Annotated in this window: 23 protein-coding genes and 1 pseudogene; 9 read left to right on the top strand and 15 right to left on the bottom strand. The window is 63.4% G+C overall.

The annotated features are described in order from the left end of the window. A partial coding sequence (locus tag B4M43_RS19845; RefSeq protein ID WP_296269181.1) for a retention module-containing protein occupies window positions 1-1,383 on the bottom strand: 1,383 nt, incomplete at its 3' end. A 729-nt stretch (window positions 1,384-2,112) separates the two neighbouring features. Here B4M43_RS19845 and B4M43_RS19840 point away from each other — a divergent pair. Both B4M43_RS19840 and B4M43_RS19835 read left to right on the top strand, forming a co-directional pair. Next, the gene (locus tag B4M43_RS19840; protein WP_296269180.1) at window positions 2,113-4,269 is read left to right on the top strand and encodes a type I secretion system permease/ATPase; all 2,157 of its coding nucleotides are present in this window, start codon (window positions 2,113-2,115) and stop codon (window positions 4,267-4,269) included. Further along, on the top strand, window positions 4,259-5,635 hold the full coding sequence (locus B4M43_RS19835; protein WP_296269179.1) for an HlyD family type I secretion periplasmic adaptor subunit: 1,377 nt from the start codon (window positions 4,259-4,261) through the stop codon (window positions 5,633-5,635). The genes B4M43_RS19840 and B4M43_RS19835 overlap by 11 nt, the downstream gene beginning before the upstream one ends. A gap of 96 nt (window positions 5,636-5,731) precedes the next feature. Here B4M43_RS19835 and B4M43_RS19830 read toward each other — a convergent pair whose 3' ends face one another. The 4 genes from B4M43_RS19830 to B4M43_RS19815 all read right to left on the bottom strand — a co-directional run bounded on the left by B4M43_RS19830 (window position 5,732) and on the right by B4M43_RS19815 (window position 9,317). Then, on the bottom strand, window positions 5,732-7,219 hold the full coding sequence (locus tag B4M43_RS19830; protein WP_296269178.1) for a YifB family Mg chelatase-like AAA ATPase: 1,488 nt from the start codon (window positions 7,217-7,219) through the stop codon (window positions 5,732-5,734). A 141-nt stretch (window positions 7,220-7,360) separates the two neighbouring features. After that, complete coding sequence (locus tag B4M43_RS19825) at window positions 7,361-8,173, bottom strand: AraC family transcriptional regulator (RefSeq protein ID WP_414707885.1); 813 nt, start codon at window positions 8,171-8,173, stop codon at window positions 7,361-7,363. A gap of 85 nt (window positions 8,174-8,258) precedes the next feature. Next, window positions 8,259-8,864, bottom strand: coding sequence for a LysE family translocator (locus B4M43_RS19820; RefSeq protein WP_296269177.1), 606 nt, complete (start codon window positions 8,862-8,864; stop codon window positions 8,259-8,261). 183 nt (window positions 8,865-9,047) lie between these two features. Continuing rightward, the gene (locus tag B4M43_RS19815; RefSeq protein WP_296269176.1) at window positions 9,048-9,317 is read right to left on the bottom strand and encodes an accessory factor UbiK family protein; all 270 of its coding nucleotides are present in this window, start codon (window positions 9,315-9,317) and stop codon (window positions 9,048-9,050) included. A gap of 376 nt (window positions 9,318-9,693) precedes the next feature. On the opposite strand from B4M43_RS19815, the gene glnK reads away from it, so the two are divergent. The 3 genes from glnK (at window position 9,694) to sutA (ending at window position 12,196) form a co-directional block, all read left to right on the top strand. Next, a complete protein-coding gene (gene glnK, locus B4M43_RS19810; RefSeq protein ID WP_002555808.1) occupies window positions 9,694-10,032 on the top strand; it encodes a P-II family nitrogen regulator in 339 nt (112 codons plus the stop codon). 48 nt (window positions 10,033-10,080) lie between these two features. Further along, on the top strand, window positions 10,081-11,412 hold the full coding sequence (locus B4M43_RS19805; protein ID WP_296269175.1) for an ammonium transporter: 1,332 nt from the start codon (window positions 10,081-10,083) through the stop codon (window positions 11,410-11,412). A 460-nt stretch (window positions 11,413-11,872) separates the two neighbouring features. After that, window positions 11,873-12,196, top strand: coding sequence for a transcriptional regulator SutA (gene sutA, locus B4M43_RS19800; protein WP_296269174.1), 324 nt, complete (start codon window positions 11,873-11,875; stop codon window positions 12,194-12,196). A 66-nt stretch (window positions 12,197-12,262) separates the two neighbouring features. Here the strand turns inward: sutA and B4M43_RS19795 are convergent, their stop codons facing one another. From B4M43_RS19795 to lptM, 6 genes are read right to left on the bottom strand one after another with little or no spacing between them, the layout of a single operon-like run. Next, complete coding sequence (locus tag B4M43_RS19795) at window positions 12,263-12,958, bottom strand: HAD family hydrolase (protein WP_296269173.1); 696 nt, start codon at window positions 12,956-12,958, stop codon at window positions 12,263-12,265. After that, window positions 12,955-13,854, bottom strand: a complete 900-nt coding sequence (gene xerC / locus B4M43_RS19790) for a tyrosine recombinase XerC (RefSeq protein WP_296269172.1) — start codon at window positions 13,852-13,854, stop codon at window positions 12,955-12,957. The genes B4M43_RS19795 and xerC overlap by 4 nt, the downstream gene beginning before the upstream one ends. Beyond that, window positions 13,854-14,555 (bottom strand): DUF484 family protein, encoded by a 702-nt coding sequence (locus B4M43_RS19785; RefSeq protein WP_296269171.1) that lies wholly within the window; start codon window positions 14,553-14,555, stop codon window positions 13,854-13,856. The genes xerC and B4M43_RS19785 overlap by 1 nt, the downstream gene beginning before the upstream one ends. Before the next feature lie 14 nt (window positions 14,556-14,569). Continuing rightward, on the bottom strand, window positions 14,570-15,400 hold the full coding sequence (gene dapF, locus B4M43_RS19780; RefSeq protein WP_296269170.1) for a diaminopimelate epimerase: 831 nt from the start codon (window positions 15,398-15,400) through the stop codon (window positions 14,570-14,572). Window positions 15,401-15,404: 4 nt separating this feature from the next. Further along, window positions 15,405-16,652 carry a diaminopimelate decarboxylase gene (lysA, locus tag B4M43_RS19775; RefSeq protein WP_296269169.1) on the bottom strand — a complete coding sequence of 416 codons (1,248 nt, stop codon included), beginning with the start codon at window positions 16,650-16,652 and terminating at the stop codon, window positions 15,405-15,407. A gap of 9 nt (window positions 16,653-16,661) precedes the next feature. Continuing rightward, window positions 16,662-16,799, bottom strand: coding sequence for an LPS translocon maturation chaperone LptM (gene lptM, locus B4M43_RS19770; protein ID WP_296269168.1), 138 nt, complete (start codon window positions 16,797-16,799; stop codon window positions 16,662-16,664). A 188-nt stretch (window positions 16,800-16,987) separates the two neighbouring features. Between lptM and cyaY the strand changes: the two genes are divergently transcribed. The 3 genes from cyaY (at window position 16,988) to rnk (ending at window position 18,086) form a co-directional block, all read left to right on the top strand. Then, window positions 16,988-17,320, top strand: a complete 333-nt coding sequence (gene cyaY / locus B4M43_RS19765; RefSeq protein ID WP_296269167.1) for an iron donor protein CyaY — start codon at window positions 16,988-16,990, stop codon at window positions 17,318-17,320. 1 nt (window position 17,321) lies between these two features. After that, window positions 17,322-17,531, top strand: a complete 210-nt coding sequence (locus tag B4M43_RS19760; protein WP_296269166.1) for a DUF1289 domain-containing protein — start codon at window positions 17,322-17,324, stop codon at window positions 17,529-17,531. 144 nt (window positions 17,532-17,675) lie between these two features. Continuing rightward, window positions 17,676-18,086: a nucleoside diphosphate kinase regulator gene (gene rnk / locus B4M43_RS19755; RefSeq protein ID WP_296269165.1), complete on the top strand. Its 411-nt coding sequence runs from the start codon at window positions 17,676-17,678 to the stop codon at window positions 18,084-18,086. A gap of 44 nt (window positions 18,087-18,130) precedes the next feature. On the opposite strand, the gene B4M43_RS19750 is transcribed toward rnk, so the two are convergent. From B4M43_RS19750 to B4M43_RS19735, 4 genes and pseudogenes are all read right to left on the bottom strand, one after another. Beyond that, the gene (locus B4M43_RS19750) at window positions 18,131-18,976 is read right to left on the bottom strand and encodes a hypothetical protein (protein WP_296269164.1); all 846 of its coding nucleotides are present in this window, start codon (window positions 18,974-18,976) and stop codon (window positions 18,131-18,133) included. Between the two features lie 163 nt (window positions 18,977-19,139). Further along, window positions 19,140-21,179, bottom strand: a pseudogene (locus tag B4M43_RS19745) (class I adenylate cyclase); the annotation flags it as partial. Window positions 21,180-21,322: 143 nt separating this feature from the next. Continuing rightward, window positions 21,323-21,568: a TIGR02647 family protein gene (locus tag B4M43_RS19740; protein WP_296269163.1), complete on the bottom strand. Its 246-nt coding sequence runs from the start codon at window positions 21,566-21,568 to the stop codon at window positions 21,323-21,325. Window positions 21,569-21,646: 78 nt separating this feature from the next. Then, window positions 21,647-21,961 carry a hypothetical protein gene (locus tag B4M43_RS19735; RefSeq protein ID WP_296269162.1) on the bottom strand — a complete coding sequence of 105 codons (315 nt, stop codon included), beginning with the start codon at window positions 21,959-21,961 and terminating at the stop codon, window positions 21,647-21,649. A 147-nt stretch (window positions 21,962-22,108) separates the two neighbouring features. On the opposite strand from B4M43_RS19735, the gene B4M43_RS19730 reads away from it, so the two are divergent. Then, window positions 22,109-22,768 (top strand): glutathione S-transferase family protein, encoded by a 660-nt coding sequence (locus B4M43_RS19730; RefSeq protein ID WP_296269161.1) that lies wholly within the window; start codon window positions 22,109-22,111, stop codon window positions 22,766-22,768. Window positions 22,769-22,791 lie beyond the last annotated feature (23 nt).

Genomic DNA, 22,791 nt, shown 5'->3' with positions numbered 1-22,791 from the left:
CGACAAGGTCGTCGTCGTGGCTACATCAGTAATGGCTGTCGTAACTGGCGATTGGTCAGCAACCAAGTTTTCAAAATTACCACCCGTAGCCCCAGTGATGCTGACGCTGACCGGAGCCTGACCGGCGTAGGCATCGTCGGCCGGGGCCGGAGCATTGATGCTGGCGGTGGCTTGGCCCGCCTGGATGACCAGTGTCTGGCCATTGGACAGGGTGACGGTGACTGGGGTCTGCGCTGGGTTGTCCAGCGCCACGGTATAGGTGATCACGCCGCCTTCGGTCACGCTGGGCGTAGCGCTCAGGGTAAGCGTAGTGGTGTCGATGGTGTCGAGAATCTGTGTCACGGCCGGCGTGGTATCGGCCAGCACGGGTTCGCCGCCACCGCTGCCGCTGACGATGCTGGCCGAGACGTCGCGGTCGTCAATGTAGACGGTGTCGCCTGGATTGACGTTGACGTTGACGGTGCCTTGGCTTTGCCCGGCCGGGATGAGAATCACGGCGCCGTTGGACAGCGTCAGGCTCAGGTCCGAAAGTGGAGGGCGGTTGACTGTGGCGGTGTAGACGATCACACCGCCGGCTTCGCTAACGGTGGGCGTTGCGGCCAGCGTCACGGTAAGGGTGGTGGCGTCCGTACCGGTATTCCCGCTACCAGTGGTTCCCGTTCCGCCCCCAGTCCCGGTTCCTGCATCGGTCCCGGTTCCAGTCCCGCCCCCGGTCCCAGTCCCTGCATCCGTTCCAGTCCCAGTCCCGCCCCCAGCTCCGGTCCCTGCATCGGTTCCAGTCCCAGTCCCGCCCCCAGCTCCGGTCCCTGCATCGGTTCCAGTTCCAGTCCCGCCCCCAGCTCCAGCCCCTGCATCGGTGCCAGTTCCAGTTCCCACCCCAGCCGCATTCCCCGCGCTGGTATCCTGCCCGCCGGTTTGCACATCATCGGCGGCGGCTGCGAACTGCAGCGGTTCGGTCGGGTAGCCAATGGTCGGATCGACCTCGCCACCCACCTCGCTCAGCAACACGAAGCTATGGCCGCCACCCGCAGCGCCACCTGGGTTGCCGGTCTGTCCGGCGGCGGGCGCTTCCAGCTCGGTGGTCGGGTCGAGACCCGCGGCGATCGCTTGCTGCAACTCTTGCACCGACGGCGCGGACTGCGCGGTGGCCTCGCTGAGTTCGGCAGCCTGGTCGGGCACATTGGCGGACCATTGCGTGTCGCGGCCAAGGTCCAGCATGCGGCCATCGGTGAATTCGAGCGTGACGGCACCCGCTTCGCCCGTAAGGATCTGCTCGCCGGTATAGATCCGGTCGCCCTCGATCAAAAACCGCCGTACACCTTCTGCCGAGACGGCGACAACTTGACCCACGATGGTTTTGACGATGGCGACGACACTGCTCATTGGACCTTCTCCGGTTGGATCCCCTGTCGGCCGGTAGGCCTCGCACGTCCGCGTGCGCGTATGAACAGAAGAGAGTTGCAATGCCGCCGATAGCGGCAAACTGCTAAAAGTGTGGTTAACGCACTAAATAAGCGTGTCGTAGAAAAAAGCGTGACCGAGTCGAAATTTCACGCAAATTGGGAACATGACATATCGAAAATCTGGTAGCTGCCAATTCTTACTTTTGCACCTGCTCGGATGCAATAGCTCGGAGGGTGTAATCGGTAAGTAAATGACCCCCGCCAGCGCGCCAGGTTTCCCAGCATAGCCGCTCTGCAACGGGGCGTAAGGGCAGAATCGCTCGATATTATCAGCATGATGCCTCTATGATGGCCCTTGCAGGTGCGTTGCGTCGCGGTGAGATTGCGCACTCCCGAAAAAAATCGCCTTGCATCCAACCGATCTACGGTTAGGCTTGAGGCATTGCGTGACGGATATCTCATATCTCGGCATCGGCGCCTTGAAGTTTAGGCGCTCATAAATGGGCCCGCCTTTGCGCTTGGCGAGCCGTGGCGAGGTTTGAACTTTGCCGTAAAACGCAGCGTCTGCACTGTGCAGTCGTAATATGTCATGAGCCGAACCCTTAGGTGCTCGTGATTGGTGCGGTCCCCCTTTTTAAAGTCCCAGATTTCGCCGCACGTATTGCTCCGGCGTCTGGTCGAACCCCGCAAGCTTGGAGAGAGTGCCCGCGTGGAATCCGAAGTCAGTCGAGTGCACCTCAGCCATGACCCCCGCAGCCAACATGACGATCCGCTGCTCGACAGCCTGTTGACGCTGTGCGTCCTGCATCAGAAACCCGCCAGCCGCGCCATGCTCACTACCGGGCTGCCGCTTCCCGCGCAGCGCCTGAGCCCCGAGCTGTTGCCACGCGCTGCGGCCCGCGCCGGGCTGCAAGGGCGTCTGTTGCAGCGCAAGCTCCAGGACATTCCAACGATCGCCATGCCTGCCATGCTGCTGCTCAAGCGCGGGCGCAGCGCCGTGCTGTTGGGGTGGGAAGGCGAAGACACGGCCCGCTTGCTGCTCAGCGAGAGCGACGGCGGCGAAGTGCGCATCGCTCGGGAAGCACTGGAAGACGACTACAGCGGAAAAGTGTTTTTCGCCCAGCCCCAGCACAAATACGACGTCAACCACGGCAACCTCATCCCGCGTGCCAAATCCTGGTTCCGCGACACCCTGCTGCGCAGTAAATGGCTCTACGCCGACGCCATCGCCGCCAGCCTGATCATCAACATCATCGCCATGGCGGCGCCGCTGTTCGTGATGAACGTGTATGACCGCGTGGTTCCCAACCAGGCCACTTCGACCCTCTGGGTACTGGCGGTGGGCATCGGCCTTGCCTATGTCTTCGACCTGGTCCTCAAAGGGTTGCGCAGCCTGTGCCTGGACCTGGCCGGCAAGAAGACCGACTTGATCATTTCCGCCACGTTGTTCGAACGCATCGTCGGCATGGCCATGAAGTATCGTCCTGCGCGGGTCGGCAGCTATGCGCAGAACATCCACGAGTTCCAGGGGCTGCGCGACTTTCTGGCATCCTTGACCCTGACCAGTCTGATCGACCTGCCGTTCACCCTGCTGATCCTCATGGTGATCGCCATCATCGGCGGGCACCTGGTGTGGATTCCCGTCCTGGCCTTCCCGCTGGCGCTGGGCATCGGCTACGCCTTGCAAAAGCCGTTGATGGCGACCATGGAACGCACCATGGCGCTGGCCTCCGAGCGTCAGTCGAGCCTGATCGAAACCCTGGCGGGCCTGGACGCGATCAAGGTCAACAACGCCGAGAGCGAACGCCAGTACCTGTGGGAGCAGACCCTGGGCACGCTCAGCCGGCTCGAATTGCGGGTCAAAGTGCTGTCGGGCCTGGCCATGAACATCACTATGCTGATTCAGCAACTGGCCGGCGTGGCGATGATCTGTGTGGGCGTCTACCTGATCATCGCTGGCGATCTGAGCATGGGCGGCCTGGTGGCTTGCTACATGCTCAGCGGCCGTGCGCTCGGCCCGCTGGGCCAGCTCAATGGGCTGCTGGCGCGTTACCAGCAGGCCAAGGTCACCATGACTGCCACTGACCAGATGATGAGCCTGCCGCAGGAGCGCAATTTCGAAGAGCGTCCACTGAGCCGCCAGGTGTTGCAAGGCGCCCTGGAGTTCCGCGGTGTGGACTTCACCTACCCCAATCAGCAGAACAAGGCGCTCAAAGGCATCAACCTGATCATCCGCCCGGGCGAGAAGGTCGGCATCATCGGCCGTAGCGGTTCCGGCAAAAGCTCGCTGGCCAAGCTGATCGTGGGCCTGTACGAGGCCGAAAACGGCTCGTTGCTGGTCGATGGTGTGGACATTCGGCAGATCGATGTCAGCGAGCTGCGCCACAACGTCGGCTATGTGCCGCAAGACATCCAACTGCTGGCCGGCACCCTGCGCGACAACCTGGTCAGTGGCGCGCGCTACATCGAGGACGAGCTGATCCTGCAAGCCGCCGAGCTGTCGGGCGTACACGAATTCGCCCGCCTGCACCCGGACGGCTACGAGCTGCAAGTCGGCGAACGTGGGCAAAACCTGTCCGGTGGCCAGCGCCAGAACGTCGCCCTGGGCCGGGCGCTGTTGCTCAGCCCGCAAATCCTGCTGCTCGACGAGCCCACCAGCGCCATGGACAACACCGGCGAGGAACGCCTGAAGCAGCGGCTGCAGGCGGTCATCGAAGGACGCACCGTCTTGCTGGTCACCCACCGCGCTTCCTTGCTGTCGCTGGTGGACAGGCTGATCGTCATCGACCGTGGCAGCGTAGTGGCCGACGGTCCGAAAGCGGCTGTCATGGACGCACTGAAGAAGGGGCAGATCAGTGTCGCTTAAGTTCGATATCGGCCAGTTCAAGAACGGCCTGCGCGAGTACTTCAAAGGCAAGCGCTCGCTCGCCGGGCAGCCTCTTCCGGAGGTCAACAAGGCACTGATCGAGGATGCCCCTCGGGTGGTGCGTCTGACCATCTGGGGCATCCTGCTGTTCTTCCTGTGCTTCGTGCTGTGGGCCTGTTTCGCGCCCATCGACGAGGTGACCCGCGGCGAAGGCAAAGCCATCCCTTCCTCGAAAATCCAGAAGGTGCAAAACCTCGAGGGCGGTATCGTCGCCGAAATCTTCGCCAAGGAAGGCGAGGTGGTGGAAATCGGCCAGCCTCTGCTGCGCCTGGACGAAACCCGCTTCGTCTCCAACGTCGGCGAGACCGAAGCCGAGCGCGTGTCCATGGCCTTGCGCGTCGAGCGCCTGAGCGCCGAAGTCGAAGGTCGGCTGTTGCAGATCGACGAGAAGCTGCGCCAGGCCGCTCCGAGCCAGGCGGCCAGTGAAGAATCGCTGTACCAGAGCCGTCGTCAGCAACTCAACGACGAGTTGGGCGGTTTGCAGCAACAGCTTGTGCAGCGCCAGCAGGAGTTGCGCGAGTACGGCTCCAAGCGCGCCCAGTACGCCAACAGCTTGCAGCTGCTGCGCCAGGAGATCGGAATGTCCGAGCCTCTGGTCGCCAAGGGTGCGGTGTCGCCGGTGGAAATCCTGCGCCTGCGCCGCTCGGAGGTGGAAATCCGCGGTGAGATGGACGCCACCGCGCTGGCCATTCCCCGTGCGGAAGCTGCCATCAAGGAAATCCAGAGCAAGGTCGAGGAAACCCGCGGTAAATTCCGCAGCGATGCGCTCACCCAGCTCAACGAAGCGCGCACCGACCTGAATAAAGCTACCGCGACCAGCAAGGCGCTCGACGACCGGGTCAACCGCACCATGGTGACTTCGCCCGTACGCGGGATCGTCAAGCAGCTGCTGATCAACACCATCGGCGGGGTGATCCAGCCGGGCAGTGACATCGTCGAGATCGTACCGCTGGACGATACTTTGGTGATCGAGGCGAAGATCCTGCCCAAGGACATCGCCTTCCTGCATCCGGGGCAGCATGCCACGGTCAAGTTCACGGCCTACGACTACACGATCTATGGCGGGCTGGATGCGACCCTCGAACAGATCGGCGTCGACACCATCACCGACGAAGACAAGAAAACCACCTACTACCCCATACGCCTGCGTACCGAACGCAGCCACTTGGGCAGCGACGCCAAGCCGCTGCTGATCATCCCCGGCATGGTCGCCACGGTCGACATCAAGACCGGTAAGAAGACCATCATGAGTTACTTGCTCAAGCCGATCATCAAGGCGCGTGACGAGGCGTTGCGCGAACGTTGATGATGTCGTGAAGCGTCACAGTGAACGCCCCTGGATTGGGGCGTTTTCTTTTTCACCGGTATTGTTGGGTCGGTGCGATGTCGGCGTAAGTCCGGCTCAAGTGCCTGGTCGATATTGCAATGCCTCGCCCAGATGCGAGCGGGCAATGTGCGAAGCTCCATCGAGGTCCGCCAGGGTACGCGCCACCTTGAGCAAGCGATGCGCTGCGCGCAGCGACAGGGTCAGGCGCTCGCAGGCGTTTTCCAGCCAGGCCTGGTCGTCGCTGGCCAAGGCGCAATGGGCGTGCAGGCCCTTCATGTCGAGAAAGGCGTTGGCGCGGCCCTGACGCTGCTGTTGCAGGTCGCGCACTTCGGCCACCCGCTTGGCGATGTCGGCGCTGCGCTCGCCGCTGGGGGCTTGGCTGAGCACGGTGCTCTCGCGGGCGACGGTGAGGTGCAAGTCGATGCGGTCGAGCAAGGGGCCGGAAAGCTTGTTGCGGTAGCGCTGGACCTGCTCGGTGCTGCAACGGCAGCGACCGCCAGGGTCGCCCAGATAGCCGCAGGGGCAGGGGTTCATCGCCGCCACCAACTGGAAGCGCGCTGGAAAGCGGGTCTTGTCGCGTGCCCTGGCGACCACGATCTCGCCCGATTCGAGCGGCTCGCGCAACACCTCCAACACGCGCCGCTCGAACTCGGGCAACTCGTCGAGAAACAGCACGCCATGGTGCGCCAGGGTGATTTCGCCGGGCCGTGGCCGGCTACCGCCGCCGACCAGCGCCGGCCCTGAAGCGGAATGGTGCGGATGGCGGAACGGACGCTGTGGCCAGGCGTTGAGCGGGCCATGGCCGCTGACTGAGCGGATGGCCGCCACTTCCAAGGCCTCCTGCTCGTTGAGGGGCGGCAACAGGCCCGGCAGGCGGCTGGCCAAGAGGGTCTTGCCGGTGCCGGGCGGGCCGGTGAACAACAGGTTGTGCGCCCCGGCCGCCGCCACGGTGAGCGCCCGCTTGGCCGCCACTTGCCCTTGCACGTCGCACAGGTCGGGGTAGGGGTGGCTGTGCAGGATCAGACCGTTGGCGGCATAGGGCGTGAGCGGTGTCTGGCCTGTCAGATGACCGACCAACTCCAGCAAATGGCCGACCGCATAGACCACCAGGCCACTGGCCAGGCTCGCTTCCTCGGCGTTTTCCCTGGGCACCACCAACGCGCGTCCGGCCTCGCGCGCGGCCAGCGCTGCCGGTAGCACGCCCTGCACCGCACGCAATGCGCCCGACAATGCCAGCTCGCCGAGGCATTCGTATTCCCCCAGATGAGTGACCGGCACCTGGCCATTGGCGGCGAGAATGCCTAAAGCGATGGCCAGGTCGTAGCGGCCGCCATCCTTGGGTAGGTCGGCGGGGGCAAGGCTGAGGGTGATGCGCCGAGCCGGGTATTCCAGCTGGGAGTTGACGATCGCGCTGCGCACCCGGTCTTTGCTCTCTTTGACCGTGGCTTCCGGCAGACCCACCAGAGTGAGGGTGGGCAAGCCGTTGGCCAAATGGGTTTCGACACTGACGGCAGGCGCCTGGACGCCCACTTGGGCGCGGCTGTGGACGAGGGCTAGGGCCATGGACACTCCGTTGTCGCTGTAGGGAACCGCTTCCTGCGGCAGGGCAAGCATAGGCGGCGGAGCGATCGCAGGAGGGGAGCAATCGAGACAAGATTTTGCGCGTCTGCCGCAGTGCCTGGTCGAAGCGGGGCCGCTGCTCGATCAAGGCTGACCCATCGAGCGGCACCAGCGCGCCGGTGAGACGCCAAAGGCTTTCTTGAAGTGCCTGGCCATATGGCTTTGATCGAAAAAGCCCGCCTCCACCGAAGCATCGACCAGGGATGTGCCTGCGAAAACCGCAGCCTTCACGCGATCGAGGCGGCGCATGGTCAGGTAGCGGTGGGGGCTCGTCCCGAAATAGACGCGGTAATCCTTGGACAGGCTCCATTTATCTCGACCTGCGCACTCTGCCAGATCGTCCAGGCTGATCGGCCGTTGAAGATTGTCGAGCATGTACTCACGCGCGCGGTCCGCGGCCTTGAAACAACTGGCGCCCGTGATGGAACGTTCGCCGCATACCGCCTGCAGCGTGGTGAACAGTTGGAAAATGGCGTCGTCCTCTTCCAGCGGATCGAGCGGCTCATCCAACGCGCAGAGGAGGTTGTCGGTCGCGGCGGCGAACCGAGGATCGCTGGAAATGCCGCCTTTCAAGAAAGGCAGGGGCTTGCCATGCAGCACCTGCTGAGCCAGTTCGGGCGTGATGTACAGCATCCTGTAGCGGAAACCCGAATCGTTGCCGGCGTGACCGTCGTGCTCCTCATCGGGGTGCAGAACGAGGGTTTCTCCAGGCAGGCTGTTTCGCTGCTCGCCGCGATAGCGGAAGCTTTGTACGCCCGACAACGTTCGACCGATGGCATAGGTATCATGTCGATGGGGATCGAAACCGTGCGCGCTGAAAAACGCCTCCAACCGCTCGAGCTTCGAGGTGTGAGGCGCATGTCGTACCCAGTCCTTGGCGGAGGGAAGCTCGATCACGATGGTTTCTCCAAGCGTTCGAATGCTCTGGCAGGGCGACGATCGCCAGCCTGGCCGGATGTCAGGCAGTGTGGATTTCCCGCATTCAAACATGAATCCAGAAATCGTAGAGCATCAACGCCGCGCATATCGCCAACACCATACCCATCAAGCGATTGAACACATTGAAATAGGCCACCTCGGTGATCCGCTTGCCAAGCATGGCACCCAACAGCGAGTAGCTTCCGGGCGCGCCGGCGCCGCCAAGCGCAATCATCATCGATACCAACGCGAGGGTCGCCCCGGTGATGTGGGCAGCCGGAAACATCACGGTAGTGATCGGCAGCACCACCATCAGACCTTTGGGATTCAACGCCTGGAGCAGAAAACCGTTCCAGAACGTCAGTGGTTTTTCCGTCGACCCCATCCGCTCGGTGTCGCCAGGCAATACCACGTTCGAAGTGAACACCTTGAATGCCAGGTACAAGGTGTAAAGGCCGCCGACGAGTGCCAGGAAGGGCAATGCGCTACGCGACAACAAGGCTTCGCCGGTATAGCCGAACACCAGAAGCAACATGAACATCGCACAACCGACGCCCATGAAAAATCCGACGGTTCGGCGCAATTGCCCCGTCAATCCAGCGTTCAGCCCCATCACATTGACGGGTCCTGGGCTGTACATGACGCTGAAGGCGTACAGAAATAGTTCCATGTCGTGCTGTCCTGGTCGAGTGTCGTGCGCACACCTTAGGACGAGGCATCGAGCCTTTCTTGTACGTTCTTGGGTCGGGTGGGCAAGTTCGAGGAACTGCCGATACAGACTCGTCGCTAGACGGGCTTTGGTTTGGCAGGCGCTATGGCAACACACTCATCGGAGCGAGCACGATGCAACCTGTCAGTCCTGTTTCGGCGTGATGGGCGCGAAGCGTGCCTCGAGTTCGGCCACTTGCTGCTCCAGCTGCTCGAGACGGGCCCGCGTGCGTGCGAGCACCACCATCTGGCTGTCGAATTCTTCGCGACTGACCAGATCCAGCTTGCTGAACGCGCCTTGCATCAGCGCCTTGAACTGGCTTTCGATTTCGCCGCGAGGTTGTGTGGCGTCGCCGCTGAACAGGCGTGAAGCCTGGTCGCTGAGCGCATCGAGAAAGGCTTTGGGCGCGAGCATGATCGAGCTGTCCGTGAAGAGGAGAAGAGGCGCGAGTGTACCATGGCGAATTCCACGGCCCGGGCTGCACTGTTTTTGCGCGCAGGTGCTCTTCACCCTGCACCGCAATTGTGCATGTTCGGCCTCAGTCGCCAGCGGTCTTCTTTAGGTTTTGCGCCGCAATGCTCCTAACTCAAGGGCTTGGTCGATTTGGCAAGGTTTCTGCAACGCCTTCCCACGACAGGCACCGAAGTAGGCCTAATACGACGTCAATCGGTTACTGAGTCGGCAGTGAACAGGACGACGCCATCGACGCGTTACAAAGCCAGGCGCTGCGCTTAGACTTGAGACGGGTTTGTTTTCCTGGGGCAAGTCCATCACATCGGGAGAGAGTTGCATGAAACTAGTCACTGCCATCATCAAGCCGTTCAAGCTGGACGACGTCCGCGAATCGCTGTCGGAAATCGGCGTACAGGGCATCACCGTCACCGAAGTCAAAGGTTTCGGTCGGCAAAAAGGCCACACCGAGTTGTACCGCGGCGCCGAATACGTCGTCGACTTCCTGCCCAAGGTCAAGATCGACGTCGCCATCGACGACAAGGACCTGGACCGGGTCATCGAAGCCATCACCAAGGCCGCCAACACCGGCAAGATCGGTGACGGCAAGATCTTCGTGGTCAATCTGGAACAGGCGATCCGTATCCGTACCGGCGAAACCGATACCGACGCGATCTAACGCCGCAGCACCGCCTCAGCAAACCCCAACGCCCCAGGAGATAACAACATGACTCTGCGTCAGATCGCAGGGCTTGGCGCCCTGTTGCCGCTCGTAATACCAGGCCTTGCCTTGGCCGACGAAACTGCCCCGGTGCTTAACTCCGGCGACACCGCCTGGATGCTCACCGCCACGGCCCTGGTACTGTTCATGACCATTCCGGGTCTGGCGCTGTTCTACGGCGGCATGGTGCGTTCGAAGAACGTGCTGTCGGTCATGATGCAGTGTTTCGCCATCACCGGCCTGATCAGCCTGCTATGGGTCGTCTACGGCTACAGCATGGCGTTCGACACGACGGGCATGGAAAAAGGCGTGACCAACCTCAGTTCCTTCGTCGGCGGCCTGTCCAAGGCGTTCCTGAGCGGCGTGACCCCCGCCAGCCTGACCTCGGCCACGGCGCTGTTCCCGGAAGCGGTGTTCGTCACCTTCCAGATGACCTTCGCCATCATCACTCCTGCGCTGATCGTCGGCGCCTTCGCCGAGCGCATGAAGTTTTCCGCCATGCTGATCTTCATGGCCATCTGGTTCACCCTCGTCTACGCACCGATCGCGCACATGGTCTGGAGCGGTGACGGTGCGCTGATGTGGGACTGGGGTGTGCTGGACTTCGCCGGCGGCACCGTGGTGCACATCAACGCTGGTATCGCCGGCCTGGTCTGCTGCCTGGTGCTGGGCAAGCGCAAAGGCTACCCCACCACGCCCATGGCGCCGCACAACCTGGGCTATACCCTGATCGGCGCGGCCATGCTGTGGATCGGTTGGTTCGGCTTCAACGCAGGTTCCGCCGCCGCCGCCAACGGCACCGCCGGCATGGCCATGCTGGTCACCCAGATCGCCACTGCCGCCGCGGCGCTGGGCTGGATGTTCGCCGAGTGGATCGGCCACGGCAAACCAAGCGCCCTGGGCATCGCCTCCGGTGTGGTGGCAGGCTTGGTCGCCATTACCCCGGCAGCCGGTACCGTCGGCCCGATGGGCGCCCTGGCGATCGGTCTGATCTCGGGTGTGGTGTGCTACTTCTGCGCCACCAGCCTGAAACGCAAACTGGGCTACGACGACTCCCTCGACGCTTTCGGCGTACACGGTGTGGGCGGTATCGTCGGCGCGATTCTGACCGGCGTGTTCGCAGCACCTGCCCTGGGCGGCTTCGGCGCGGTCACCGACATCGCCGCGCAAGTCTGGGTGCAGACCAAGGGCGTGCTGTTCACCGTGGCCTACACCGCCGTGGTCACCTACGTGATTCTGAAAGTGCTGGACAAGGTGATGGGGCTGCGGGTCAACGAAGAAGAAGAGGCAGTCGGTCTCGACCTGGCTCAACACAACGAGCGCGGCTACAACCTGTAAGCGCGGCGCCACAAAAATCAGCCCGGCTCGCCGGGCTTTTTTTTGTCGGAGTGTTCAACAATCCGGATTGCGCTGCGCTGTGTGTCCCACTGCGCTCGTATAGTCAAAAAACTTACAAGTCATGGTGCCTTCAGAGCGCTTTGCTTTTTCTACGGGCGCGCTAGAATGCGCGCCACAGTGCATTTCGCGGTCCAGGCGAATGGTGTTGGCCAGTGCGCATCGGACGTTGAAGCGGGCGCTTCGAGCAGCCCCGAACGCCACGGCGATACGCATGCGCCATCTGAGACGAACACACCCCTTTTGCGAAAAAACCACCGCTCAGCGCCGTGCGCCCAACAAGTGCTGCTGACCGGGCAAATCGGACCGCACTGCGCGGAATTATTTCTGTGGATCGCCGGTCTACGGCGTCAACAGGCGAAAAAACCAACTACATCTGCTTTTCGCAAGTCATGAGGCACATATGAGCGACGACGATCTGGAAAACGACGAACTCGAAGTAGGCGACGAAGACGAGGCTGACGAGGGCCTCGAATCCGCTGCCGAAGATGGCGCAGAAGACGCGGCCGGCGACGACAGCCCCGCACCGGCTGCCAAAGGCAAGGCCAAAGCCGTTACGGTAGAAGAACTGCCTAGCGTCGAAGCCAAGCAGAAAGAGCGCGATGCGCTGGCCAAGGCCATGGAGGAGTTTCTTTCCCGTGGCGGCAAGGTGCAGGAGGTCGAGGCCAACGTGGTCGCCGATCCGCCCAAGAAGCCGGACAACAAGTACGGCAGCCGCCCTATCTGAGCCGTGCTGCACCCGAAAAGCCCGCCGTCGCTGCGGGCTTTTTCATGCCTGCCAGCTCTATGCCCGTCAGGCCCAGCGCGCAAGCACGTCCGGCAACTGCGACAGGCGCTGGATCTGCGCATCCGGCGCGACCGGCCCTGCCCAGGGCAAACCCCGTGGGTTGAACCATACCGCCTTGAGCCCGGCGCGCTGCGCCCCACCGATGTCGTCACCAGGGTGGTCACCCACGTGCACCGCGCCCGAAGCGGCCACGCCGCTACGGCGCAAGGCCTCGAGAAAGGGCGCCGGGTCGGGTTTGCCGATGCCGACGTCCTCGGCGCACAGGGCGAAATCGAAATAATCCGCCAGGCCCAGGCGCCGCACATCGGCGTTGCCGTTGGTGACCACACCCAAGGTGTAACGCTGGCCGAGCAGCTCCAGCATGGGCTGCACCTCGGGAAAAATCTCCAGTTGGTGCCGTGCGTGCAGGAAGGTTTCGAAACCCTCGGCGGCGAGTGCTTCGGCGGTCTGCTCGTCGTATCCGGCATCGGCCAGGGCATGGAACAACACCCGCCGCCTCAGCTCGCTGATGCGATGCTTGAGGCCAGGCTCGGCCAGCACCAGCCGAGCGCGCACGTCTTGCAAGTGCTCGACCGGCATTGCCGCAAGTTTGGGCGTGTTGGCCTGCAGCCAGTCGCGCAGGACGACTTCGGCGCTGGCGATCACCGGGGCGGTGTCCCATAAGGTGTCGTCGAGGTCGAAGGTGATCAGCTGGATGCTCATGGGTCTGTGCCTTTCGTGCGTTTGGCCCGGGGGTGGGCGCTGTCGTACACCGAGGCCAGGTGCTGGAAGTCCAGGTGGGTGTAGATCTGCGTGGTGCTGATGTCGGCGTGGCCGAGCATTTCCTGTACGGCGCGCAGGTCTTGGGACGATTCCAGTACGTGACTGGCGAAGGAGTGGCGGAGCATGTGCGGGTGCAGGTGTTGGCCCAACTCGCGCTCGCCGGCGAGCTTGAGGCGCATCTGGACCGCGCGCGGGCTGAGGCGTCGACCCTGGCGGGTGATGAACAGCGCGTCGTCCAGCGGAGCGCCGAGCCCGCGCAGTTTCAGCCAGATGTGCAGTGCTTCCCGGGCTTTGCGGCCCACCGGCAGGATGCGCGTCTTGTTGCCTTTACCGAGCACCTGGACCAGGCCGTCGCCCAAGTCCAGGTGGGCACGGTCCAGCTGGATCAGCTCGGACAGGCGCAGACCGGAAGAATAGAAGAGTTCGAGGATCGCTTGGTCGCGACGGGCGATGAAGGTGTCGTCGACGCCGCCGTCGAGCAGTTGCACGGTACGGTCGGTGTCCAGCGTCTTGGGCAGGCGCCGTTCGCCTTTGGGCGGCGACAGGCCGGCGGCGGGGTCGTGCTGGCACAGGCCCTCGCGCACCAGGTAACGGTACAGCCCGCGTATGGCCGACAACAGCCGGGCCAGGCTGGCGGACGACTGTCCGTCATGGTGCAGCCGTGCCACGAGCTGGCGCACCTGCTGTAACTGCAGGTCGGTCCAGCGTTCGATGCCGTGCTTGGCGCAGTAGTCGAGCACCTTGTGCAAATCGCGTCGGTAGGCCAGGCGGGTGTGTTCCGACACCTGACGCTCATTGCGCAGGTGTGCGCAATAGGCGTCCAGTTCGGCGTTCATCAGCGCACCGAGCGCAGGGTTTGGGTGAAGCGCGGGATCACGCGGCCCAAGACGTCGGCGATGTGGCTGAGAAACAGCGAGCCGACACTGCTCTTGTAATGCTGGGGGTCGCGGCTACCGATGGCCAGTACCCCATGCAGGCCCTGGTGCTCGAGGGTAGCGACGGCGCTGGAGCCGACGTCCTTGCGCTGTTGCTCGCCGAACAGGAACGCCAGCTCGTGCTCGCGCAGGTTGCCGCTGACCGGCTTGCCACCGCCCATCAGCGCGCCGATGGCCACCTGCGCTTCGCTGCTGGAGACCCAGCGACCCACGGGCGTGGCGTGCTCGCTGAACAGGATCAGGCTGACGAAGGGCACCTGGAAGTCCTGGCGCAGGCTGTCTTCGACGGCGATCACCACTTCTTCCAGGCTACTCGCGTCGAGCAGGTCGAGGATCAGGCGGCGAGTCTTGTCGAACAGCCGGTCGTTGTCGCGGGCCACGTCCATCAAATGCGACAGCCGATGACGCATCTCGATGTTGCGCTCGCGCAGCAGCTTGAGCTGGCGCTCCACCAGCGACACGCTGTCGCCGCGCTGGTGGGGAATATGCTGTTCGAGCAGCAGTTCGTCGTGCTCGGCGAAGAACGTCGGGTGTTCGCGCAGGTAGGCGATCACCGCTTCGGTATCGAGGCTGGCGGCCTGGGGTACTGGCTGATCGGTCATGGGCGCTTACTCGGTTAGAGGCGAACCTGTCCTTCATAGACACGCACGGCGGGGCCGGTCATGCGCACCGGCAGGCCCGGCCCGGCCCATTCGATGTGCAGGCGGCCGCCGGGCAGGTCGAGGCTTACCGGCGAATCCATCCAGCCCTGGTTGATCGCCGCTACGGCGGCGGCGCAGGCGCCCGTACCGCAGGCTTGGGTTTCGCCGGCGCCCCGTTCCCAGACCCGCAGGTTGGCATGGTGGCGGTCGACGACCTGGAGGAAGCCGGCGTTGACCCGTTGCGGGAATTGCGGATGGTGTTCGATCTTCGGCCCCAGGCTGTGCACCGGCGCGTTGTCGATGTTTTCGACGCGCAGCACCGCATGGGGGTTGCCCATCGACAGCGCGGCGATCGGATACGCCTGGCCGTCGATCTCCAGCGGGTAGCTCAGCGCCTGGGCCGGTGCCACGAACGGGATGTCGGCCGGCACGAAGCGCGGTGGCCCCATGTCGACGCACACCTGGCCGTCGTGCTGTACGTCGAGCTCGATGATGCCGCTTTTGGTTTCCACACGGATCAGCTTCTTCGCGGTCAGGCGCTTGTCCAGCACGAAGCGGGCGAAGCAGCGCGCGCCGTTGCCGCACTGTTCGACCTCGGAGCCGTCGGCGTTGAAGATCCGGTAGCGGAAGTCCACTTCCGGATTGCTCGGCGCCTCGACGATCAGCAGTTGGTCGAAGCCGATGCCGGTGTGTCGATCACCCCATTGCCGGGCATGCTTGGGCTGGATGTGCGCGTGCTGGCTGACCAGGTCGAGGACCATGAAGTCGTTGCCCAGGCCGTGCATTTTAGTGAAACGCAGCAGCATGGGTTCACTCCGGCAGCAGGCTTTCGCCGGCGAACAGTTCGGGGATGGTTTCACGGCGGCGCACTTCGAAGGCCCGGTCGCCATCGACCAGCACTTCGGCGCAGCGGCCACGGGTGTTGTAGTTCGAGCTCATGACGAAGCCATAGGCGCCTGCCGAACCTACGGCCAGCAGGTCGCCTTCGGCCAGGGCCAGGGTGCGCGATTTGGCGAGGAAGTCGCCGGTTTCGCAGATCGGCCCGACGATGTCGTAGTCGCGGCCCGGCTCCGCACGCGGAGCGACGGCGCTGACGTCCATCCAGGCCTGGTACAGGGCCGGGCGGATCAGATCGTTCATCGCCGCGTCGATGATGGCGAAGTCCTTGTGCTCGGTGTGCTTGAGGTATTCCACGCGGGTCAGCAGTACGCCGGCGTTGGCCACGATGTAGCGGCCCGGCTCGAACACCAGGGCCAGGTCGCGCGCGCCGACGCGCTCGCGCACCGCTTGGATGTAGTCGGCCACCAGCGGCGGCTGCTCGTCGCGGTAGCGCACGCCGACGCCGCCGCCGAGGTCGAGGTGGCGCAGGTGGATGCCGCACTCGCCCAGGCGGTCGATCAGCATCAGCAAGCGGTCGACCGCGTCGAGGAAGGGTTCCAGCGTGGTCAGCTGCGAGCCGATGTGGCAGTCGACGCCGACCACTTCCAGGTTCGGCAACTGCGCCGCACGCACGTACAGCGCTTCGGCATCGCCGATGGCGATGCCGAACTTGTTTTCCTTGAGGCCGGTGGAAATGTACGGGTGGGTACCAGCGTCGACGTCGGGGTTGACGCGCAGCGACACCGGCGCCTGCTTGCCGAGTTCGGCGGCGACCACTTGCAGGCGCTCGAGCTCGTCGGCCGACTCCACGTTGAAGCAGTGCACGCCCACTTCCAGGGCGCGGCGCATGTCGTCGCGGGTCTTGCCGACGCCGGAGAACACCACGCGGTCGGCGCGCCCGCCGGCGGCCAGCACCCGCTCCAGCTCACCGCCGGAGACGATGTCGAAGCCTGCGCCCAATCGTGCCAGAACGTTCAGCACGCCCAGGTTGGAGTTGGCCTTGACCGCATAGCAGACCAGGTGCGAAGTGCCTTGCAGGGCATCGACATAGCTGCGGTATTGCGCTTCGATGTGCGCACGCGAATAGACGTAGGTCGGCGTGCCGAAGCGCTCGGCGATGGCCGACAGCGCCACGTCTTCCGCGAACAGTTGGCCGTCGCGGTAGTTGAAAGCGTCCATGGAAATCCCTTAGTGCTGGTGCGACGTGTGCTTGCCTTGACCGTCTTTGCTGTCGTCAGGCAGGTACAGAGGACCTTTCTGACCGCAGGCCGAAACGAGGCAGGCCACCGCGACCAGCGCCGCGAGGGAGGAAATCAGACGCTTCATGGGCGAAATCCTTTGAAATAAGCAGTATTTGCGCCCGAGTATACCCAGCGCCCGGCACCTTGCCTATGTGAGCGCCCGTCGGTCTGACGGCCTGATCCGTGGCCAACGGCGCTATTCTTTGCATTCCCGGCAAAGCGTCCGTATCTTGCCCGGCTTGCCTGTCAGCCGCCCTTTCCGAGGTTCCCGCAATGAGTTTGAGCGAAGCACGTTTCCACGATCTGGTCGACGCCACGCAGCAGGCGCTCGAAGACCTGTTCGACGAAAGCGACATGGACCTGGACATGGAAAACTCCGCGGGCGTACTGACCGTGAAGTTCGAAAACGGCAGCCAGCTGATCTTCAGCCGCCAGGAGCCGCTGCGCCAACTGTGGCTGGCCGACCGTTCCGGTGGTTTCCATTTCGACTACGACGAAGAAACCGGCAAGTGGACCTGCGAAAAAAGCGAAGAGCTGTTGGGCGAGATGCTCGAGCGCATCGTCTGCGAGCGGGCCGGCGAGAAACTGGACTTCTCCGAGATCTGATATGAGCATGCCCGCCCGTCCACCCAAGCCCCTTTACAGCAACGTCAGCCCGGCAGTGAAGTCGCCGTGCATCAGCATCTGCCGGCTCGACGAACACAAGGTGTGCACTGGCTGCCAGCGGCCGGTGGAGCACATCCGCGAGTGGCGTTCGGCCGACGACGCCCGGCGCCGGGAGATCTGCCGCCAGGCCGAGGCACGCCGTCAAGCCTGAGGCGCGGGCTTGAGTATTCGCCCGGCTGTGTTAGGGTCGGTCGATGCGTCGCCGACGCCACACACTTCCACAAACCCCGCCCTTGGGCGGGGTTTTGCTTTATTCGCCGGATGATATTTCCGTTCAAAGGAGCCTGACTGGATCATGAGCACCAAACCTTCCCTCATTCTTACCCGACTGGACGTACAGCGTCTGGAGCAACTCATCGACAGCCTCGACGAATCCGTGCCGGGCGTGCTCGCCCTGCAAGAAGAGCTCGACCGCGCCGAGCAGGTGGTGGGGCATGGGGAAGTGCCGAAGGGTGTGGTGACCATGAATTCCCGGGTGCATTGCCAGGAGCAGGGCAGCGGCAAGGACTATCACCTGACCCTGGCCTACCCCAAGGACGCCGGCAAGGAACACCACGTGTCGGTGCTCGCGCCTATCGGCGGAGCGTTGCTGGGGTTGTCGGTGGGCGATGAGATCGACTGGCCGGCACCTGGTGGCAAGACCTTGAAGCTCAAGCTGCTGGCAGTGGAATACCAGCCGGAAGCGGCGGGCGATTTCGAGCTGTGACGGCGTAAGCGGCCCCGGTAGAAGGGCCGCCCCCGGCCAACCGCTTAGCCGCCGCTGAGCGACCGCGCGCGCAGCCGGCAAGCGTGGACACAGTTGTCGACCAGCCGGCTGCGCAGTGTCCAATCGGTGTTGATGATGGCGAATTTCTGGATATAGCTTTCCAGATCTCGGGATTCGAACCACAGGTCGACCTTGTCGCTGAAGTCGTCAGGGGTAAACACGACCTTGTTGTACTTGGCGCATTGGATCGACCAGAGCTTGCCACTGCGACTTTCGCTCGCCGCCTTGTCCATGAATGCCTTGAGCTCGTCGGTGGAAGGCGTGTTTTCGCCCATCCACACTTGCTCCACACCTGGCCAATGCTCACCGCGTTTGGCGTGGTGATAGGCGATGACCACGGTTTTTCCAGGGTGCTCGCGCCATAGTTGGTCCAGCGTGAGGTCGTGCAACGCATACGGGATCAGGCGTTGACCCATGTACTTTCGCAGCATGTCCTGCAGCCAGGTGTGTTCGCTGTCGCTGAAGTGGTCCAGTTCGTGGAAATCGAGGATGACGATTTCCCGTTGGTTGGCGACGTCGTCGTAAAAATGGTTGAGGCGGTTGATCACATCGCCGAGCACCGTGCGCCCTGAAGGGTTGGCGTGGTAGAGCTTGTAGCGGCCGATTTCGTCCGGCGTGTACTCATGGTTGGCGCGCACGCGCAGATCGAGCACCCGGACGCCTTTCTGGATCTGTTCGATACACGGCACGTCCTGGGTCACTTCCTGCGGGACGGTAAAACTGTCTGCCTCTTTGTCCATGCCCGAGTCGTGGCTGCCGGGCAAAATCAGTTGATCGATGCGCAAGCAGCCTATTTCGGGCGAGTCGCCCATCCAGTGTTGGTAATTCATGTAGCGCTCCTCAAGGATCTATGAAGGCGCAAGCATTGGGCTTCGCTCGGCAGAGGTGCAGCAGGAAACGGCACAAGGATAGCGTCCACTGCGTATGCTGCTGGCCAGCATGAGAGACTCAATGGGGGGCGTTCGGTGGCCGCCTGTGTGCGGGCCGCTACCCGAGCCCGAGGCTGTCTAGCAGCGCTGCGAGGCGATGTTCGAGGGTCTCTGCATGTGGATCACAGAAGCAGCGTACGTTCACACGCGGCCGCCGTCGGTCCTGCGTGCGCGCCTCGTGCAGGTCATGCAGGCATTGCGCAAGAGCACCCACGCCGTCATAGCGCTGCACCAGCACTTCGTTCCAGCTGTTGAGGGTGAGCCGATCGAGGCTCAGCACCCACTGCTCGAGTGCGCCGGCATTGTCCAGCGCGTCGAGTCGCGGGCTCGTCATCGGCACTTGGGAGGCGCGATCTGGATGCAGCGGGTCGCCCCCGACATTGACCAGCAATAGCACCTCGTTCGCCACGCTGGGCTGTAGCAGATCGGTGTCGCTGATGGCCGGCAGTGGCAGCGGTAGATGCTGGCGCAGACAGTCCAATACATCGGACAGCGTCCGCTCGTTCAGATCGTTGATGCCAGGGTGCAGCGTCAGGCGTGTGCTGCTGTCGATCACGCCGTTGCGGTGAGCCCAGGTGAGCAGTTCGACCAGCTCGTGGTTGCGTTTGATCGGTGTGGCGGCGGGCCATGCATGTACCGTTAGGTTGCCGGGATACAGCGTCCAGTGATGGCTGCCGGGCGCTTGTCGATCGGGCGAATGCGCCAGGGTCAGGGCGTCTTCGGCCAGGTCCGGCGCGATGCCGGGGTTGATGACTTCGATCTTGCCGGCGCGGCGTTCGAAGGCGGCGTACAGGCGGCGCCCCAGCACATCCAGGTCACGTTGTTCGGCATGGCTGTCGGCCGTGCTGTCGCGGGCATAGCGGGCCAGAAAGCGGTACGCATGGTTCAGCTCCATCACCAGTTCGCGGCGCGATTGCAGGACCTGGCCGACCTTCCACTGGCTGCGGCTGTCGAGCAGCCGTAGTGTGCGCTCGTCCCAGCCCCATTGTTCGGTCAGGCGCCGCAGCAGGCTGCGCTGCCAGCCGCTGCGGCCCTGTTCGGCGCTGCCGAGCTTCTGGTTGACCTTGAAGTAAAGGCTGCGCCGCACCAGTTCCAGACGCCGGGTTTCGCCACGTCGCAGCAGGTAGTGCTCGATGCGCCTGTACACCATCACGTAGGGGTCGAGCTCGTCCAGGTCGAGACGGTTGGCGTGCACCGCGGCCTTGAAGTCCAGGCTCAGGCAGCGCAAGGCGGGATGGTCGCTGGCATAGGCTTCGGTCAGGAGCAGTTTGAGCAATGACTTGTATGGCGATTCGAGGCCTTTGTAGAGCTGCCAGAGCCCGGCGCCGACGAACTCCTTGGGTGGAATCCGTGCCAGGTGGCCCAAGTCGAAATGTTCGTGGGGATGGATGAAGCGCTTGTCGAGCAGTGCCTGGACGTAGGCCTGGTAGCGGTCCTCCTCGTACACCGGTACCAGCCACCATACAGGTGTCTGCCCGGCCAGCCAGATGGCCGTGCGGTAGAACTCGTCGAGCAACAGATAGTGCTGGGTATGGCCGCAATCGTCGGAGCTCAACGTGCCCGTGCGCTCGCCACGGGCAAAGCCGGCGCTGTCGATCAGAAACAGGTGGGCGTCGGCGCCTTGGGTCGCGGCCCAGTCTTCCAGCGCCTGGCATTTGCGCCTCAGCTCAGCCAGCGCGCCGCCATCGAGGTCGGTGCGGTGACACACCCATACGTCCATGTCGCTTTGCTCGGCTTGCGCCAGGGTGCCGAGGCTGCCGATCAGGTAAAGGCCTAGAAGTGGGCGAGGGGCATCGTCGCGCTGCGGCCTGTATGTGAAGGCGCGGGTCAGGCGCTGGGCCTCGACCAAGGCGCCGAGGTCCGGCTCGAAGCCGGCGATGCCTGCGGGTGTGGTGCCCGACACGTAGCCGGGCAACCCTGGATGGTTGATGTGCAGCAGGAGCGGCAGCAGGGTCAACACCTGCTGCTGGCGGCTCGACAAGCCCTCGCGGGCACGCCACAGGCGTCCCTGACTGAGCTGTAGGAAGCGTGCGCGCAGAGTAGCCAGCACCTTGCGGTCGATGCCTTGGGCAAGGTCTGGGCGAATCTCGTGGCGATGATTCATTGCGCACTCGGCGGCGGGGGCTGCGCGAGTTTAGCCTGAGTGGCAGGTGGGAATAAGGGTCTGATGAAAAATTGGCGTCATTTTTACATCGATACGGGCCAGGCCGCTGTTGGCCGGCTTGGCCCGTTTTGCAGAGTGGCCCGTCAGGCCGGCTGCGCCACGCCCAGGATGGTCAGCAGTTGCTGCGCGCTTTGCGCGGCGTCGATGCCAAGACTGGTCAGATAACCGCCATCGGGCTGACTGAGCAGTTGCTTGTCATGCAGGCGCTGGGCTGCGCCGATCAGATCGGGGGACGCGTTGCTGTGAACTTTGATGCCTTCTTGAGTGCTATCGAGGTTGAACAGGGCGAGGACTTCGAGTTCAGCGATCAGGTCAGGGGTAAAGGACATGGCGACTCCAGACTTCCGAGGGTGGAGAGCGGCGCCGCCTACGGTTGGGCGGCGCCTGAGCCTGGAGTGTAGTCACAGTTATTCGTCGTCGCCTTGATCCATCGCAGCGGCCAGTTCCGGGGGCAGTTCGGGCAGTGCGCGCAGGGCCTGCTCATACCAGGCGGTGTCGAATGGGCGGTCGTCGGCGAGCATGTTCTCGATCTCGAAGGCCAGCACCATGGCCATCAGCATGAGGCTGTCTTCGCGCGGCACACCGACGAGGGTCAACTTGTTCAACGTGGCCTTGGTCGCCGGCGGTTCGCCGCTGGCGATCTGGTTTTCGATGACTTCGATCAGCGCGTCCTGTGCGGAGGATGGGTCGTCGTCGTTGTCGAAGTCGTCGGACTGGTTCATGGCGGTGCTCCTCAAAGGTGAAGGCACAGTCTGCCATGCCTGTCCTGGCAATGTCCGCCCATCGACCGCAGGCATGACGCTGGTCAGCGCCACGGCGGCGGGCTATAAACCCCCGATCCAACCCCACACGGCCTGGAGGCTGTTCCAATGCTCAAGCTGCATGGTTTTCCGGTAAGCAACTACTACAACATGGTCAAGCTGGCATTGCTGGAGAAGGGCGTGCCCTTCGAGGAAGTGCAGTTCTTTCCGGGGCAGACGTCCCAGGCGCTGTCGGTGAGCCCACGCGGCAAGGTGCCGGCGCTGGAGACCGAGCACGGGCTGCTCAGCGAGACCAGCGCGATCCTCGACTACATCGAACGCACCCAGAACGGCACGCCGCTGCTGCCGAGCGATCCCTTCGCCCAGGCGAAAGTGCACGAATTGATGAAAGAGGTGGAGCTGTACATCGAGCTGCCGGCACGGACCTGCTACGCCGAATCCTTCTTCGGCAAGCCGGTGGAGCCGCTGGTGAAGGAAAAAGCCCGTAGCGAACTGCTCGCGGGCTTCTCCACGGTCGAGCGCAATGGCAAGTTCGCCCCGTATCTGGCAGGCGAACAACTGACCCTGGCCGACGTGATGTTCGCGTTTTCCGTGGACCTTGCGGTCGCGACCGCGAAGAAGGTGCTGAACCTCGACCTGCTGGCCGATTTCCCGAAAATCGCCACTCTGCTCGCGAAACTGGGCGAACACCCGCACATGGCGAAGATCCAGGCCGACAAGGACGCCGCCATGCCCGGGTTCCTGGAGATGATGCGCAACAAGAAGTGACGCACCGCGCAAGCGTTGCGAGG

This window comes from Pseudomonas sp. UBA6562 (assembly GCF_002434265.1).
Classification (GTDB): Bacteria; Pseudomonadota; Gammaproteobacteria; order Pseudomonadales; family Pseudomonadaceae; genus Aquipseudomonas.
This window is presented reverse-complemented; position numbering and strand designations above follow the sequence as displayed.

Bases quoted from the DNA above. Each gene is read 5' to 3' on its own strand.
- B4M43_RS19830 (WP_296269178.1), bottom strand. From the start codon at position 7,219: ATGGCCCTAGCCCTCGTCCACAGCCGCGCCCAAGTGGGCGTCCAGGCG.
- B4M43_RS19820 (WP_296269177.1), bottom strand. From the start codon at position 8,864: ATGGAACTATTTCTGTACGCCTTCAGCGTCATGTACAGCCCAGGACCC.
- B4M43_RS19815 (WP_296269176.1), bottom strand. From the start codon at position 9,317: ATGCTCGCGCCCAAAGCCTTTCTCGATGCGCTCAGCGACCAGGCTTCA.
- glnK (WP_002555808.1), top strand. From the start codon at position 9,694: ATGAAACTAGTCACTGCCATCATCAAGCCGTTCAAGCTGGACGACGTC.
- B4M43_RS19805 (WP_296269175.1), top strand. From the start codon at position 10,081: ATGACTCTGCGTCAGATCGCAGGGCTTGGCGCCCTGTTGCCGCTCGTA.
- sutA (WP_296269174.1), top strand. From the start codon at position 11,873: ATGAGCGACGACGATCTGGAAAACGACGAACTCGAAGTAGGCGACGAA.
- B4M43_RS19795 (WP_296269173.1), bottom strand. From the start codon at position 12,958: ATGAGCATCCAGCTGATCACCTTCGACCTCGACGACACCTTATGGGAC.
- xerC (WP_296269172.1), bottom strand. From the start codon at position 13,854: ATGAACGCCGAACTGGACGCCTATTGCGCACACCTGCGCAATGAGCGT.
- B4M43_RS19785 (WP_296269171.1), bottom strand. From the start codon at position 14,555: ATGACCGATCAGCCAGTACCCCAGGCCGCCAGCCTCGATACCGAAGCG.
- dapF (WP_296269170.1), bottom strand. From the start codon at position 15,400: ATGCTGCTGCGTTTCACTAAAATGCACGGCCTGGGCAACGACTTCATG.
- lysA (WP_296269169.1), bottom strand. From the start codon at position 16,652: ATGGACGCTTTCAACTACCGCGACGGCCAACTGTTCGCGGAAGACGTG.
- lptM (WP_296269168.1), bottom strand. From the start codon at position 16,799: ATGAAGCGTCTGATTTCCTCCCTCGCGGCGCTGGTCGCGGTGGCCTGC.
- cyaY (WP_296269167.1), top strand. From the start codon at position 16,988: ATGAGTTTGAGCGAAGCACGTTTCCACGATCTGGTCGACGCCACGCAG.
- B4M43_RS19760 (WP_296269166.1), top strand. From the start codon at position 17,322: ATGAGCATGCCCGCCCGTCCACCCAAGCCCCTTTACAGCAACGTCAGC.
- rnk (WP_296269165.1), top strand. From the start codon at position 17,676: ATGAGCACCAAACCTTCCCTCATTCTTACCCGACTGGACGTACAGCGT.
- B4M43_RS19750 (WP_296269164.1), bottom strand. From the start codon at position 18,976: ATGAATTACCAACACTGGATGGGCGACTCGCCCGAAATAGGCTGCTTG.
- B4M43_RS19740 (WP_296269163.1), bottom strand. From the start codon at position 21,568: ATGTCCTTTACCCCTGACCTGATCGCTGAACTCGAAGTCCTCGCCCTG.
- B4M43_RS19735 (WP_296269162.1), bottom strand. From the start codon at position 21,961: ATGAACCAGTCCGACGACTTCGACAACGACGACGACCCATCCTCCGCA.
- B4M43_RS19730 (WP_296269161.1), top strand. From the start codon at position 22,109: ATGCTCAAGCTGCATGGTTTTCCGGTAAGCAACTACTACAACATGGTC.